At 35.5% G+C, this 13,934-nt stretch carries 13 protein-coding genes; 7 read left to right on the forward strand and 6 right to left on the reverse strand.

The window, feature by feature from the left end; translation table 11 throughout:
• Positions 1-63 precede the first annotated feature (63 nt).
• Complete coding sequence (ku, locus tag ABD676_RS00745; RefSeq protein WP_344672772.1) at positions 64-819, forward strand: non-homologous end joining protein Ku; 756 nt, start codon at positions 64-66, stop codon at positions 817-819.
• Positions 820-838: 19 nt separating this feature from the next.
• On the opposite strand, the gene ligD is transcribed toward ku, so the two are convergent.
• The 3 genes from ligD to ABD676_RS00760 all read right to left on the reverse strand — a co-directional run bounded on the left by ligD (position 839) and on the right by ABD676_RS00760 (position 5,248).
• Positions 839-3,337, reverse strand: coding sequence for a DNA ligase D (gene ligD, locus ABD676_RS00750; RefSeq protein WP_344672773.1), 2,499 nt, complete (start codon positions 3,335-3,337; stop codon positions 839-841).
• A 169-nt stretch (positions 3,338-3,506) separates the two neighbouring features.
• Positions 3,507-4,166 carry a response regulator gene (locus ABD676_RS00755; RefSeq protein ID WP_344672774.1) on the reverse strand — a complete coding sequence of 220 codons (660 nt, stop codon included), beginning with the start codon at positions 4,164-4,166 and terminating at the stop codon, positions 3,507-3,509.
• 2 nt (positions 4,167-4,168) lie between these two features.
• Complete coding sequence (locus tag ABD676_RS00760) at positions 4,169-5,248, reverse strand: sensor histidine kinase (protein ID WP_344672775.1); 1,080 nt, start codon at positions 5,246-5,248, stop codon at positions 4,169-4,171.
• 498 nt (positions 5,249-5,746) lie between these two features.
• Here ABD676_RS00760 and ABD676_RS00765 point away from each other — a divergent pair, with 498 nt between their 5' ends.
• From ABD676_RS00765 to ABD676_RS00775, 3 genes are all read left to right on the forward strand, one after another.
• A complete protein-coding gene (locus tag ABD676_RS00765; RefSeq protein WP_344672776.1) occupies positions 5,747-6,244 on the forward strand; it encodes an RNA polymerase sigma factor in 498 nt (165 codons plus the stop codon).
• A 241-nt stretch (positions 6,245-6,485) separates the two neighbouring features.
• Positions 6,486-6,704 carry a hypothetical protein gene (locus ABD676_RS00770; RefSeq protein WP_344672777.1) on the forward strand — a complete coding sequence of 73 codons (219 nt, stop codon included), beginning with the start codon at positions 6,486-6,488 and terminating at the stop codon, positions 6,702-6,704.
• Between the two features lie 105 nt (positions 6,705-6,809).
• Complete coding sequence (locus ABD676_RS00775; RefSeq protein WP_344672778.1) at positions 6,810-7,148, forward strand: HopJ type III effector protein; 339 nt, start codon at positions 6,810-6,812, stop codon at positions 7,146-7,148.
• A gap of 4 nt (positions 7,149-7,152) precedes the next feature.
• On the opposite strand, the gene ABD676_RS00780 is transcribed toward ABD676_RS00775, so the two are convergent.
• Both ABD676_RS00780 and ABD676_RS00785 read right to left on the reverse strand, forming a co-directional pair.
• On the reverse strand, positions 7,153-8,106 hold the full coding sequence (locus ABD676_RS00780) for a Dyp-type peroxidase (RefSeq protein WP_344672779.1): 954 nt from the start codon (positions 8,104-8,106) through the stop codon (positions 7,153-7,155).
• Between the two features lie 66 nt (positions 8,107-8,172).
• The gene (locus ABD676_RS00785; protein ID WP_344672780.1) at positions 8,173-8,940 is read right to left on the reverse strand and encodes a phosphatase PAP2 family protein; all 768 of its coding nucleotides are present in this window, start codon (positions 8,938-8,940) and stop codon (positions 8,173-8,175) included.
• A gap of 387 nt (positions 8,941-9,327) precedes the next feature.
• Here ABD676_RS00785 and ABD676_RS00790 point away from each other — a divergent pair, with 387 nt between their 5' ends.
• The 3 genes from ABD676_RS00790 (at position 9,328) to ABD676_RS00800 (ending at position 11,085) form a co-directional block, all read left to right on the forward strand.
• Positions 9,328-10,137: a hypothetical protein gene (locus tag ABD676_RS00790; protein WP_344672781.1), complete on the forward strand. Its 810-nt coding sequence runs from the start codon at positions 9,328-9,330 to the stop codon at positions 10,135-10,137.
• Between the two features lie 16 nt (positions 10,138-10,153).
• Positions 10,154-10,663: an STM3941 family protein gene (locus tag ABD676_RS00795; RefSeq protein ID WP_344672782.1), complete on the forward strand. Its 510-nt coding sequence runs from the start codon at positions 10,154-10,156 to the stop codon at positions 10,661-10,663.
• Positions 10,664-10,836: 173 nt separating this feature from the next.
• The gene (locus ABD676_RS00800) at positions 10,837-11,085 is read left to right on the forward strand and encodes a hypothetical protein (RefSeq protein WP_344672783.1); all 249 of its coding nucleotides are present in this window, start codon (positions 10,837-10,839) and stop codon (positions 11,083-11,085) included.
• 107 nt (positions 11,086-11,192) lie between these two features.
• Here the strand turns inward: ABD676_RS00800 and ABD676_RS00805 are convergent, their stop codons facing one another.
• Positions 11,193-13,502 (reverse strand): GH92 family glycosyl hydrolase, encoded by a 2,310-nt coding sequence (locus tag ABD676_RS00805; RefSeq protein ID WP_344672784.1) that lies wholly within the window; start codon positions 13,500-13,502, stop codon positions 11,193-11,195.
• Positions 13,503-13,934: the final 432 nt, after the last annotated feature.

Genomic DNA, 13,934 nt, shown 5'->3' on the forward strand with positions numbered 1-13,934 from the left:
TGAAGCAACAGCGAGTTAAGAACTTAATAAGCTGACAATTGTTTACTATAAAAAGAAAATATTATGAGAGCTATTTGGACAGGTGCTATTGGTTTTGGATTGGTAAATATTCCAATAAAAATTTATTCCGCAACACAGAGTTCTAGCTTAGATTTTGATATGCTTGACCGAAAGGATCATGCTAATATCAAATACAAACGTGTCAATGAAAATACGGGTAAAGAAGTAGAATGGGATAACATTGTCAAAGGATTCATGCTTAAGGATAAATACATTGTGCTGGAGGATGCTGACTTTGAAGAAGCCATGCCAGAAAAAACAAAAATGATTAGCTTACAATCTTTTGTCAAGTTAGAGGAAATCGATAGTATTTACTTTGATACCCCTTATTATTTAGAACCTCAAAAATCAGGTGAAAAAGCTTACCAATTGCTCTTAAAAGCACTTCAAAAGAGTAAAACAGCTGGTCTTGGAACCTTTGTTATGCGAAATGTAGAAAACCTGGCTATCATAAAAGCAAGTGATCAGGTGCTTATTTTAAATAAATTAAGGTTTGATGAAGAAATTCGAAACCCTGATGAATTAAAAATTCCAAGTTCAGCTAAAATTTCCAAAGCAGAGATGGATATGGCTTTACAATTGATAAAAATGAACAGCAATGAATTTAACATTTCCCGGTTCAAGAATGAATACAGTAAAGAATTACTAAAAATCATCAATCAGAAAAGCAAAGGAAAACGGGCTACTATCCGCAAAATCAATGTTGAAAACACCAAAGCAACCGATTTATTGGAAAAACTGAAAGCAAGCTTAGCTTAATAAAAAGCTGCCTCTTTCATTAAAGCATGGCCAAGGCTTTCTTTAAATCAACGGTATCTTTCCAAATAGTAGACCAGGGGTCATTCACCTTCACACGCTCGAGCATATTGAATATATCGAAATCTTTGATATCCAATTTATCATTGATTTCCTTCCATGTCAAGGGTGCACTTACCGTCGCTCCGGGCTTTGGTCTTACTGAATAAGGGGCTGCAATAGTTTGACCTTGCTTGTTCTGAAGGTAATCCAAGTAAATTAGTCCCTTCCGCTTCTTAGGATCACGAATTAAACTGGTTGTATTTTCATGCTTTTGCTGTGCCAATTCAGCTATCAACTGTACAAAGTCCCGTACAATATCATAATCGTACTTTTGATTGACATTGAAATAAATGTGAAGCCCTGTTGATCCAGAGGTTTTAATATATCCTGGAAGATTGATTTTATCAATAATCGCCTTCACAGTAAGTGCTACAGCTTTAACCTCTGTAAAATCTGCTCCGTTAGGATCCAAATCCAATACAGCAAATTGAGGCTTTTCTGGAATTTTATAGGTAGATAACCAAGGGTTAATTTCTATCGATCCCAAATTGGCTATGTACAATAAACTTGCCTCATCATTGCATAGCATATAATCAATATGCTTGTCGGTACTTTTGGAGTAAACTTCGGTGGTCTTTATCCATTCCGGTAATTGTCCAGGCTCGACATCCTTCTGAAAGAAACTTTGTTGGTCGATTCCATTTGGAAAACGATGCATGGAAATTGGCTTATCTTTTAAGTAAGGCAAGATAAAGGGGGCTATAGTCTCATAATAATTCAACATATCCCCTTTGCTTATCTTTTCTTCTGGCCAATAAATCTTCTGTAAATTCGTAAGACTAACCTTCTTCTTACCGAAAGTCAATTCTTTTTGTTTTTCCTTTTGATCATCATTTTCCATAATCAAATCATTTTTTGTTTCGATTTCAACTTGATCTGCTTTTTTATCTGTTCGGAGACCTTTAAATACGGGATGCCTTAAGTGTTGATCTGCAGTCCATTCTGAATAATAAACATCACATACCAATTCAGGTTTGAGCCAAGTAACTTGTGCTTCCTTAGCCACCTTTTCCTCTTTTGGAAAAGGCTTTGTTTCAGTGGTAATTTTTGAAAATTCAGCATGAAGATCTTTTAGCATCTCCTCATTAAATCCGGTACCACAATTTCCAATATAATGTAAGCCATCCGCTCTATTTATCCCTAATACCAAAGCACCAAACTTTGACCGTCCACCCTGAGGTTCTGTATAACCACAAATAATGGCCTCTTGAGTCTGTCTTAATTTCACCTTTAGCCACGCACTGCTTCTTTTTCCTGCCTGATAGGTACTATCAGCTCGTTTAGCCATAATACCTTCCCAATGCGATTTTTCCGCATGTGCTATTAATTTATTGGCTTCTAAGCTAAATGGCTCAACTAATTGTATATGTTCCGTCTCTATCTTTTTGAATAATAACTGCAGTATCTCTTTACGCTCCAATAAGCTGTAGGACTGTAAATCTACCCCATTCAAAAACAAAGCATCAAAGACATAATAGACTAGATTTAACTTCTTATCTATTGGTTCACCTGATGCTAAAAATTGAAAATAAGGCTTATTCTGTTTATCCTCGATCACGATTTCCCCATCCAAAACAACATCATGTGAAATAGCTGTTAGTGCCTTTATTAAGCTTGGATATTTCTTGGTTAGCTTATTTCCATTTCTAGAAATCAACTCTACCTTACCTTTTTTTATGGAGCAGAGAGCACGAAAACCATCAAATTTCTTTTCATACAACCAACCCTGCTCTAAGGGTAAATCAGTTGCTAGTTTGCTAAGCATAGGAGATTGCAGTTCTTGCTTCTGCTCGTCTATTAGTTTAGTGCTTTCCTTTGTTTTTGTTGGGGCTTTTTTTTTAAAATCTTGTCCCGCTTGCTTCACCCCCTTCGTCACTAAATCTTCTGCATCAAAGGATTGGTCTGTTGCATATTTATCTTTATGCTTAATGAGTAACCATTGGTTTTCTTCGTCATTTTTCATTCGTACTAATGCGAATTCACCTTTGAATATTTTACCACTTAGTGAAAACTTGATAGATCCAGCTTCCAAGTTTTTGAGAAATTCCTTTTCATCCTTTGCCTCTAGAAAATTGTAAGCCCCATGATCAAAGACGATAACAGTCCCAGCTCCATAATTCCCCTTTGGTATGGTTCCCTCAAAATCTGCATAATCTATGGGATGGTCTTCTACTTGTACAGCCAATCTTCGATCTTTAGGGTTCAGTGATGGTCCTTTAGGTACAGCCCATGATTTTAAAACACCATCGACCTCCAATCTAAAATCATAGTGTAAGCGGGTGGCATGGTGCCTCTGAATAGTAAATATCAATTTCTTCTTTTTCCCTTTTGAACCTTTGCTTGTCGATTTATCAGCAGCGGAAGGTTCCGAGGTTTTAGAGAAATCACGCTTCTTTTGATATGTTCCTAATTTTGCCATAAACCTTTTCCCTAATGAACAAGATTGCTCCGAGAAGGTTTATAGAAAGTCTAAAATAAAAAAGCGGAAAAAGTGTTTTAACTTTTTCCGCATCCTGACCAACTTATTTATAGAATTCATTTAGCAGCTCTGATGAATAATAATACATCATTGCTATGGATCAAACCATTTATTTTAATAACCCATTTAAAACAGCAAATTTAATTAGCGCTGGAGTGTTCTTTGAACCTGTCTTATCGATTAAATTCTGCCTATGCCCTTCCACAGTGCGCTTACTTAAAAAGAGTTTTTTTGAAATCTCCAGATTAGTATATCCTTCACCTAACAATTCCAAAACTTCAACTTCTCTTGCGGATAATTCGATATTCAATTTACCCTCTTCTTGTTCAATTGCTTTATTTTTTTCAATTAACTTTTTGACAAAAATTAAGGAGATCTCCTCACATATATATTTTCCACCCGCGACAATATGATTAATGGAAAATATCATCTCGTCCGTCGCCACATTTTTCACTAGATAACCATCCACTCCAGATTCAAAAGCTTTTGCTACATGTTGGTCGCAATTCAACATCGTTAACACGATCTTCTTAATTTCCGGAAATTTCAACGACACTTCCTCAATTAATTGCAAGCCATCCATTACCTCCATATTTAAGTCAGTAAGGATTGCATCGCAATCTAATCCTGCGTATAATAAATCTAAGGCCTCTTTTCCATTTCCAACATCCGCTACAACCTCAAAATTTTCTTGTGAATTCAACAGTAATTTAATTCCGTTTCTCACGACCGAATGATCTTCGACCAACATTATTTTTATCCTAGTCATATTTATTTTGTGCGTAATACGATCTGTATGCTTGTGCCTGTCGAGGAACTATTAATGTTCATCTCGCCTTTGTATAACTCCGCCATATTTTTGATCGTTTTAAGTCCTGTTCCTTTTTCAAAACTTTCTTTAGTATCTTCCTTAAATCCAGTACCATTGTCCATTACAACAACCTCAATTTTTTCTTGAAATGGGCTTATGGAAACTTTAATTTCCGTACCATCCGTATGCTTCATCGAGTTGTTCAATAATTCTTGAACAATCCGATAAATAATCAATTGAATTTCCTTATCTAGCTGATTTACCTGCTCTGGAATTTGACAAGTAATTTTAAAATCTATAGTAGAAAAACGTTCAGCCATGGTAATGACGGCTGTCTTTAATCCAAAATCATATAAAACAGCAGGTACTAAGTCAACTGATATATGACGTATTTGATGTATAGCATCATTTAACAACCGTTTTAAAGGAATTACATCTTGGTTTAATTCCTTGTTTTTTATCACCAAATGCTGAATGTTTAAACGAATAGCGTATAATAATTGTGCAACACTATCGTGAAGCTGTTGGCCTATTCGTTGTCGCTCTTGTTCTTGTGTATCGATTATGGCTTGGTAGATTTCATGATTGTGGGAAAGCCAATCAGAATCTGGGCAAAACTCCTTGTCAAACATTAATAATCCATAATTGGATTCTCCAAATGAATTGCAAAACTTCTTAACAAAGGTGTCAACTGGAATAGGTTGCCCAAAATTCTTTATAAAACCCAATTTTATCAATAATGGAGATTGTCCCGCATGTCTATTTTGAAAAGTATGCCTTAACTTTATGGCATCTTCACTATGTAAGAAGGTAAATATGCTCCTTCCCATCATCTGTGAATTATCTTTACCAAAGAATGATTTTATCCGATCATTAACCTTATTAATTTGGAAAAACTTATCTAATATAATAATCGCAAATGGCCCCTCTTTAAAAAAGAGGTCATAACTTAAAGCTTCTAAATCTGCGCGCTCGTCAAATAAGGAATATTGATTCCTTTTTTGAGAATCGTCTGAGGATTCATTTTCCGATGATTTCATAATAATAAACTTTTTAAAGTTTAATTAGGTAGTAATGAAATACTTTTCTAAGTCGATGTAATTTTCATTAAGATGCATTTAAAGCCTCCATACCAGCATGCCCTTTCTTAACTACTTTCAAATTTATAGAATAAATTTATTTCTCTTTACATCTTATATCCCAATTAAGCTGAATACCGTATTTTTAAATTATTTCAGGTATTTAACACAACAAAGCAATTTATCTTTATCTTTTAATTCCCATGGAATAGAAGAGAACGGAAAAATACCTTTTTTCACTTCGCTTTTATAACTTATAAATTAGGCCATTGTTTTAATTTTATGGTAATTATACCTTGCTATGACAGGGAAACACCGTATTTATTCCTTTGGGCAAAATACGTCAAGACCTGTATAAATACGCGTTTTTACATATATTTTCAATACCACAAAACATCCTGTAATTCAATACGTTATAATAGTACACTTTTAACATCGCTTACTTAAATTACGGATTTTATGAAAACTGCATTAGAAACGACCATCCTGGAGAATTCACCCATTTTAAAAAGACTTGCAAACAACTTCACCACAGATCCATTTGAAAAAGATGATCTTGTTCAGGAAACATTTGTCCGTTCATTAAAATCATTGGAGAAATTTATAAATCACCCAAAATTAGTTTCTTGGCTGTATGTCATCATGAAAAACATCTATCTAAATCGGTATCGACGAGAGGCTATACATCGTGTTGCTGAAAAAGAGATCTCATCCAATATGCAATACAATGTAAACTCCTATAATTCCGCCGAATCTAAGTTTGTCATTTCCGATATTCAAAATAGTATAAACAGCCTTTCAGATGAAAATTATAAGATATTTAATATGTATTTGGAAGGATTTAAATACTATGAAATTGCGGAGTACATGAATATAAAGGAAGGAACGATTAAAACACGTATCCATACTGCTCGTAAAATCTTAAAAAAGAAACTTCAGGTCTATAAGCCAAAATAAGCTATCAAATAGTCCTATATATCAACAATGACCAATATTGGTCATCCATATATAGAAAAGCTGCTAATTGATCAATTAGCAGCTTTTTAATAAAATAATCGTTTTGGCAAGAAGCATTACTGTTCTTTCACAGAACTTAAGGTTATTGACTGAAAATACCTCCAGTTGATAAAAATACATGTACAAACATTTTATTACATAGATTGTTAAACATCATATTATAAACCAAAACATGACGACTATGAAAAACAATCTAATTCTAAAAATGCGTCCAATGGCTATGTTAATGTTTCTATTTTTGTCTTTACAAACATTCGCACAAGAAAAAGGCCTTGACATCAATGTAGATATTGACAAAGGAGAAGACAATTTCTTCGCAAAACCTTGGGTATGGGTCGTTGGGGGAGCCGTATTCATTCTTTTATTAGTAGCCTTGTTAAGAGGTGGAGGAAAGAAATAATTTTAGATTTTTCAAATTAATATTCAAGCCTTTTTCTATTTGGGAAAAGGCTGTTTTTATTTCCATTCTTATTTTTTCCTTGATTCTGAAAGGATATCTTTGTCTATGACAATTACTCAATTATTATCCAATCTGAGCAATCAACAGGCTCAATTTAAAGATGTATTAGGCTACATTGAAGAGCATTATCATTATCAAGCTTCAGCCTTTAAAAATGGTAAACAGGAAAATTCCAGCAATGAAAATCAAGGCTCAGCTAAAGTACTGTATTTTGCCAAACTTGAAAACCTAAATCAGGAAGACACCTTATCCTTATTTGCGGAGCATTTCCAAGCAGTATTGGACCGACCTCAAGGCGAAGACCACCAAAATATCAGACAATTTATGGAAAACGGTTGGGATGGCGTTTCTTTTGAATCGACCGTATTAGTTCCTAAAGGTTAAATACCTAGCCTGCCCAATCAGAAAGCATATCCATGGAAGGCACAAAAAACAATGCCCCAGTTTTGGCAGTACTGAAATCTAATATCCGATCGTAATTCCCTTTTGGATTTCCAATGAACATATGTTCCAGCATCTTTTTTACGGTACTAAAGGTGCTGGCATAACATAGGAAATAAGTCCCCATTTCATTGCTAGATACATTTCCAAAGGGCATATTATCCCGAACAATTTTAAAATCATCTCCAATGTTCGCTAAGGCACTATGGGAGTTTTTGGGCTTCACCGCATCACTCATCTCGATGTCGTTGGTCTTTGATCGCCCAATTACATTTTCTTGATCGCGTACTCCAATTGCATTCCAAGCTTGCAAGTCATGAATATATTTCTGTACAAACAAATAACTTCCACCCTTATATTTGGGATCCTGTTCGTCTACTATGGCAAAGTATTCCCGGGCAGCACCATGCGGATTCTCTGTTCCATCTACAAAGCCCAATATGGAACGACTGTCCCAGTACCGAAACCCTTGAACCTCAACCACACATTCTGCAAAAGAAATTAAACAGTTAGATAATTCAGCGGCCATATCATAAGCAAAACTATGCTTATCAGCACGTATATGCAGATGTAGGTCTCCACTAGTACTGACAGCAGTATGTTTGATACCTTTGATCGCAATAAAGTTTTCTAACTCCTTTGGTAATGGCGTTGGCAGAGCCAACTTTAACCAAGCATCATGACCTATCCCCAAAGTACAACTCGCCTTAGAATCTGGAAATCTATTTAATGCAGAATGATTTAGGTTAATCACTAATGCATATAAGCCTTTCATCTTATCTTGTAATTCTTCCACAGGCAAATCTTCTTTTAGATTCCATGTCAAAAAGAAGGTATTATTATTGGGGTAATCCAAAACATTTTGTGGATTAGTAGTATTTGTTAGTGTGTGCTTATCCATTAATTAAAAATAACCCTAATTGCCCAATTCACAAAATCAGATTTGATTAATGAGGTTAATCCTAATTTAGAGTTTCACATACAGACTTAATTGGGTGTACTCACCATTGTAGGAAGGAACTAAGGAATAATTCTTAGGTAGTTTGAGACATTTACTCTCAAACGAAGGTAACAGCCAATAAGCAATTTTCGTACTCATGATACCAATCCCTGCCCCCATTGCTACATCCGAAAACCAATGTTTGTTATTGTGCATTCGAAAGAAGCCAGTTCCTGTAGCCACAGCATACCCTGCAACCCCATACCATATGTTCTTCTCGTAATATTCTTGCCATAACAATTCGGCACCCACAAATGCAGTAGCCGTATGTCCGGAAGGAAAGGAATTATCTGCGGAACCATCAGGACGCATAATAGGTACCGTTTTCTTCATCAAATTAACCACAGAAGCCATAATGGCATGGGAAACCAAACCAGTAAACAATCGCTGTTGAATGGGGTGTTTCGCCCGAACGCCAAGCGCATCTAAACTTAAAAAAGCTGCTTGAGAGGCGTATTGTGTATAATCGTCAAGATGAATACGCATGGGGTTTCGCTCTTGTAAACTTTGTTTGAAATATTGATTTTGGGCTTGAAGAAATGGATTCTTGATAGCTGTTAGACCATAAGTCAATAATATGCTCGGCGCTAAATAACATTTTCTGAAAACTTGAGATGGTATAGATGCCCTATAGGGCTCTTGAGAATAATACATACTATCCTGCTGACCAAAACATGGATTCTTTGTCAAAAAGACATAAACAATTAATAAGAAACAAAGTAATTTAATACACATCGATACGATTTTTGGCTATCTTGATTCTATTTCAATGCGGTGTATTAACCTTTCCACAACAAAACAACCTAAAATTAAACTAAACACCATTATTCAAATATAAATCCTTTAAAGAAATAGACATATACCCAAAATAGGGTATTTTCAACTTTGTAGATTATATTCGAATGATTGCAGAATCACCATTTGAAAGGTGTTTTAAAAGATTGACCGTTAATTAATTTTAATGTTTTTCAATAAAAGTTTATTCCCTTAATCCCAATGACAAGATAATATCCACTGATTTTCTAGGGAAAGTTTCCATTAATTATATAATTGCAATAAGCAAATGGCCAATTAAGCTAGGATTAAGCTATTTCTAAGTTTATTTTAGCTCATATGAGAAACATGAAAACCTATCTATTCGTAATAATAATTTTATGCAGTATGCAATCTTGTGCACAGAAAAACAATTCAGATAATCAGACTATCCGTATCCTAGAAAAACTGGGGGTAATGGAGAATTTTCAAAATGCCGTAAAAGATTTTACACCAGAAGCACTAGTAAATAAAAATGCTACAATTGACAGCAATAGTCTAGCTAGCTATAAGTCCAAATATTTTGAACCTGATCTAAGCCATGTACTTGCAAAACAAATGGAAACCATATACAGTAAGGAAGAGTTAGACATGATCGAGCCACTGGATCCGGAGGCTATGATTTCCCATGATCCTAACAAATTCAAAAGCTTTGAAGATCGCTTAGAGAAATTGTATGATGAAATTTACATCGATGGCAACAAACTACTTTCTGGCATTCAGGAGACTGGTCAAGCGAACCCAGAAAAGCCTTTCGAATTCTTTACTATAAAACGCCCAAATGGCATTTATCTGGTAGAAGCATATGATAGTTATTTACCTCAAAACTCGAAGATAGCTACCAATGCTTTAATCGATGCCAAAAACTTTATTGACCCTCAATTCGAAGAGATTAGTATGGCCTCATACGGTATTTCATTCCAGTTAAAGGAAAGCGACCAAAAACTATTAGACGAATTGTTAAACAAAGACCCTAAAACTATAGTTGCTTTAATAGTAAATGAAAAAATGGTGAGTCTTCGCCAAGTTGATTTAATCAAAACCGATCATGGTTATCAATGGTTCGCCCCTTGGTCTGAAGAAGAAATCAAAAACTTTATTAGTGCATTAAAACAATAAATCTAAATCTTAAAAAATGGAAACTACAACAATCAAATACGGAGCAGGCGGACAACGAAAAACAGCTTTATTGTTTTTAGGTATTGGCGTAATAGGTCTCGCTTTTGTTTATTATTCCTGGTTCATGAAAAATGACGGTGTTATTTTTGGGAGATATACATCCATTTTTATAACCCTATTAGGATTTGGAGCATTTCTCAAACTAACTATTTGGCCAAAAAAAGCTGATGCTGCCGCTATGATCATCAGCCAACAAGGAATATCTAGCTTTACAACGCCAATTGCAAGAGCTATAGGACTTGTTGCATGGGATGACATACAATTCATTCATTTGGAGAAGAACATACTGCATATCATCCTACATGACCCGAAAAAGTATAGTGGAAAAATCAAAAACTTCTTTGTAAGAGATACTTTCCTAAAAACCAAAGAAGGTGCTATACCAGTATCCATCCTAGAAATAGATAGTACCGCCCAAGAATTGACGGATATACTTCGAAAATACCCAGTCAGGCTTAATAGATAGGCTATTGATTGAAAATGGTTAAACGACTCAATCGCTAATACAATATCAGAAACAAAATTTAAAGCCAAATAGCATTCACTATTTGGCTTTTAGGATTCCGAAAACAAAAATCTTTAATGTTTTATTGCTGAATAAGTTTTGGTTTGTTATAACATTGTTGGAACTTTAGTATTATGAAAACAAAGATTAGAATAATCGGAAATTCTTGTATAATAATAATAGGAAAGAAGATTCTAGATCAATTTCATGTCACCGATGAAATAACTTTGACTGTTAAAGATTCTAAAATCATTATTGAAGCAATAAAATCAAAGCCTCGTAAAGATTGGGAGGAAAAGTTATTAAAAGCAAACTCTTTACAAAATATAGAGTCTTTAGAATATTTTGATAACAATTTCGATAAAACAGATTGGACATGGTAAAAAGGTATGAAGTTTATTTTATTGATCTAAAATCTCAAAAAAGCATACTAAACCATCTTTATTCCAAACTATTTAGCCAAATAGTAAAAGCCCAATCTACCCTCCTATCATTTCTTCGGTTTCGAAGACATATGGAAAACCAGGTCTCCACCAGAAACTAAGTCCGCATGCCCAATTTTAAAGCCCAAAATCTCTTTCCCGTTAAGAGTCACTTTATTGACGTATTTGTTTTTTTCAGATTGGTTCTTTGCTTGAATATGCAATGTTTTACCATTCTCTAAGTTAACTTTTGCCGTTTTCACCAATGGACTTCCCAACCAATACACGGCACTACCTGGAGATACCGGATAAAAACCTAATGAATTGAACAAATACCAGGCACTCATTTGCCCGCAATCATCATTCCCACCAAGACCAGCTGGTCCATTGTGGTATTGATTTCGTAAAATCTGACGAATGCGCTCTTCTGCCTTCCATCCTTTACCGGTCCAATGGTATAAATAGGCAATATGATGTGAAGGCTCATTGCCATGTACATAATTTCCTATGATGCCTTCTCGAGTAATATCTTCCGTCTGCTCAAAATACTTATCTGGTAAATGCATTTCAAATAAGGAATCTAGGTAAACCTCCATTTTCTTCTGCCCACCCATCATTTCCATAAGGGCCTCTGGTTCATGCGGCACATACAGTGAATAGTTCCATGTATTTCCTTCGATAAATCCTTGTCCATGCGTATCCAATGGATCAAATTTAGCTCTGAAATTACCTTTACTATCTTTCGGACGCATAAAACCGATACGACTATCGTATAAATTCTTCCAATTATGTGATCTTGTTGTAAACTCTTCTTCGATTGCTTGATCTCCTAGATAATTTGCCAATTGAGCAATGCACCAATCATCGTAAGCATATTCTAAGGTATTGGAAACAGAGGTTCCATTGACATCATCAGGTACATATCCTAAATCCATGTATTCCCCTATCCCCTCATATCGTCTTGCTTTTGCCGTTTGAACGCAAGCAGCTAAGGCAGCTTTGGCATCGCCCTGATAAACGCCCTTTATAATCGCGTCTGCAATGACCGAAACAGAATGATAACCGCTCATACACCAGTTTTCATTAGCATAATGAGACCAAATAGGCAGCATGTTCATGACCGATTGATCGTAATGAGCCATCATCGATGATACAATATCTGCATTACGCTTAGGATTCACCAAATTCATCCATGGATGGAATGCACGGAAGGTATCCCATAGTGAAAATGACGTATAATTGGTAAAGCCTTTCGCTTGATGTATTTCCTGATCCAATCCTCTATACTCGCCATTGACGTCCATATAAACGGTAGGCATAAGACTAGCATGGTAAACGGAGGTATAAAAATTAATCAAATCTTCTTTATTCATCATTTCGACCTCAATCTTCCCAAGCTCCTTTTCCCAAGCTTGTTTTCCTTGTGCAACAACCGCATCAAATGCCCAGTTCGGTACTTCCTCTTCCATATTTGCCAAAGCATTACGCATGCTTACCGGACTCAATGCTACTTTCATCATAAGCTGCTCCCCTTCCTGAGTATCAAAATCCAAGTGCATCTTGATGTTATGGGCAGCTAAATCCGGAAAATTATCCGTCTGATCGAATTTTCGCCAAAAACCCTTGTATTGTACATCACTATCAAAATACTTGGCGCCATAATTTTTGAAAGCCTTGGAGGTCTTTATCGCAAAGTAAACTGTTCTAGTTCTCGCCCATCCGTTCGTTTGTCGGAATCCTGTAATGGTGGAATCATTGAGCACACGAACAACTGTCCACACATTTTTTCCATCGTAATTGTAGATTCCTGCAGTCAAATCCAAAATCAAATGCGATTGATCTGATTTTGGAAAAGTATAACGGTGCATACCTACTCGAGTACTTGTTGTAAGCTCAGCGGTAATCTGATGGTCATCCAATTTTACCTTGTAATAATTAGGCTCCGCCAATTCATTCTCATGGCTGTATTTCGATCGGTATCCATCCTGCGGACGATCTGCTGTCCCTGGATTCAATTGAACTTTCCCAGTAGTGGGCATCACCAATATATCTCCAAGATCGGAATGGCCAGTACCACTAAAATGGGTATGGGAAAAACCTACGATTGTCGGATCATCATATTGATAACCGGCACAATAACGGTAGACATCGCCTGTGTAAACGCCTTTTACGGCATAGGGAATAGTATCTGTATCAGGACTCAATTGAACAGCACCAAAGGGTACAGTAGCCCCGGGAAAGGTATGTCCCATCTTGGCCGTTCCAATTAAAGGCTTAACGTACTGACCTAAATTTCGCTCTTGAGCATTTAAGCGCAACACTGTTACCGATAAAAAAACTAAGCTGATTAAAAATATGAATTTATTGAACCTCTTCATTTGTTATACATTTTTGGCTGATTACTTTATCCTTTCGTTCCAGATAACCAGCGAGTATGCGATTGATCAGTTTTCCTCCCAATATTCGACCTAATTGATTTGACAAGCAACTAAATCGAATTTGTATACCCAAAGATATTTATTTTTGAGTATTCATTTGAATTCATTTCCTATCAAATGATGTTAATTTAAGCCATGAATTGATCTAGCAGGTTTATTTCTTAGTAAAAGGACATTTAGCCCATTAAATTTTCAATTCTTTAACCATCTTCCAGGTCAAAAATTACTTAGATAAACATTATTCACACTTAGTTTTGTTTCTCACTCCTATTTCCCTTGGGATTCCCTTAAGTTTCCTTCGATACTGTCTTATACTGAAATAGGTTTACAGAATTCGAAGAAATTACTGATTGAAGTTTACAAATATATTCT

It is taken from the genome of Sphingobacterium kyonggiense, assembly GCF_039536825.1.
In the GTDB taxonomy this organism is placed as follows: Bacteria; Bacteroidota; Bacteroidia; order Sphingobacteriales; family Sphingobacteriaceae; genus Sphingobacterium; species Sphingobacterium kyonggiense.

What these genes read in the sequence shown, in the direction of transcription:
- ku (WP_344672772.1), top strand. Translation starts at nt 64, where the DNA reads ATGAGAGCTATTTGGACAGGTGCTATTGGTTTTGGATTGGTAAATATT.
- ligD (WP_344672773.1), bottom strand. Translation starts at nt 3,337, where the DNA reads ATGGCAAAATTAGGAACATATCAAAAGAAGCGTGATTTCTCTAAAACC.
- ABD676_RS00755 (WP_344672774.1), bottom strand. Translation starts at nt 4,166, where the DNA reads ATGACTAGGATAAAAATAATGTTGGTCGAAGATCATTCGGTCGTGAGA.
- ABD676_RS00760 (WP_344672775.1), bottom strand. Translation starts at nt 5,248, where the DNA reads ATGAAATCATCGGAAAATGAATCCTCAGACGATTCTCAAAAAAGGAAT.
- ABD676_RS00765 (WP_344672776.1), top strand. Translation starts at nt 5,747, where the DNA reads ATGAAAACTGCATTAGAAACGACCATCCTGGAGAATTCACCCATTTTA.
- ABD676_RS00770 (WP_344672777.1), top strand. Translation starts at nt 6,486, where the DNA reads ATGAAAAACAATCTAATTCTAAAAATGCGTCCAATGGCTATGTTAATG.
- ABD676_RS00775 (WP_344672778.1), top strand. Translation starts at nt 6,810, where the DNA reads ATGACAATTACTCAATTATTATCCAATCTGAGCAATCAACAGGCTCAA.
- ABD676_RS00780 (WP_344672779.1), bottom strand. Translation starts at nt 8,106, where the DNA reads ATGGATAAGCACACACTAACAAATACTACTAATCCACAAAATGTTTTG.
- ABD676_RS00785 (WP_344672780.1), bottom strand. Translation starts at nt 8,940, where the DNA reads ATGTGTATTAAATTACTTTGTTTCTTATTAATTGTTTATGTCTTTTTG.
- ABD676_RS00790 (WP_344672781.1), top strand. Translation starts at nt 9,328, where the DNA reads ATGAAAACCTATCTATTCGTAATAATAATTTTATGCAGTATGCAATCT.
- ABD676_RS00795 (WP_344672782.1), top strand. Translation starts at nt 10,154, where the DNA reads ATGGAAACTACAACAATCAAATACGGAGCAGGCGGACAACGAAAAACA.
- ABD676_RS00800 (WP_344672783.1), top strand. Translation starts at nt 10,837, where the DNA reads ATGAAAACAAAGATTAGAATAATCGGAAATTCTTGTATAATAATAATA.
- ABD676_RS00805 (WP_344672784.1), bottom strand. Translation starts at nt 13,502, where the DNA reads ATGAAGAGGTTCAATAAATTCATATTTTTAATCAGCTTAGTTTTTTTA.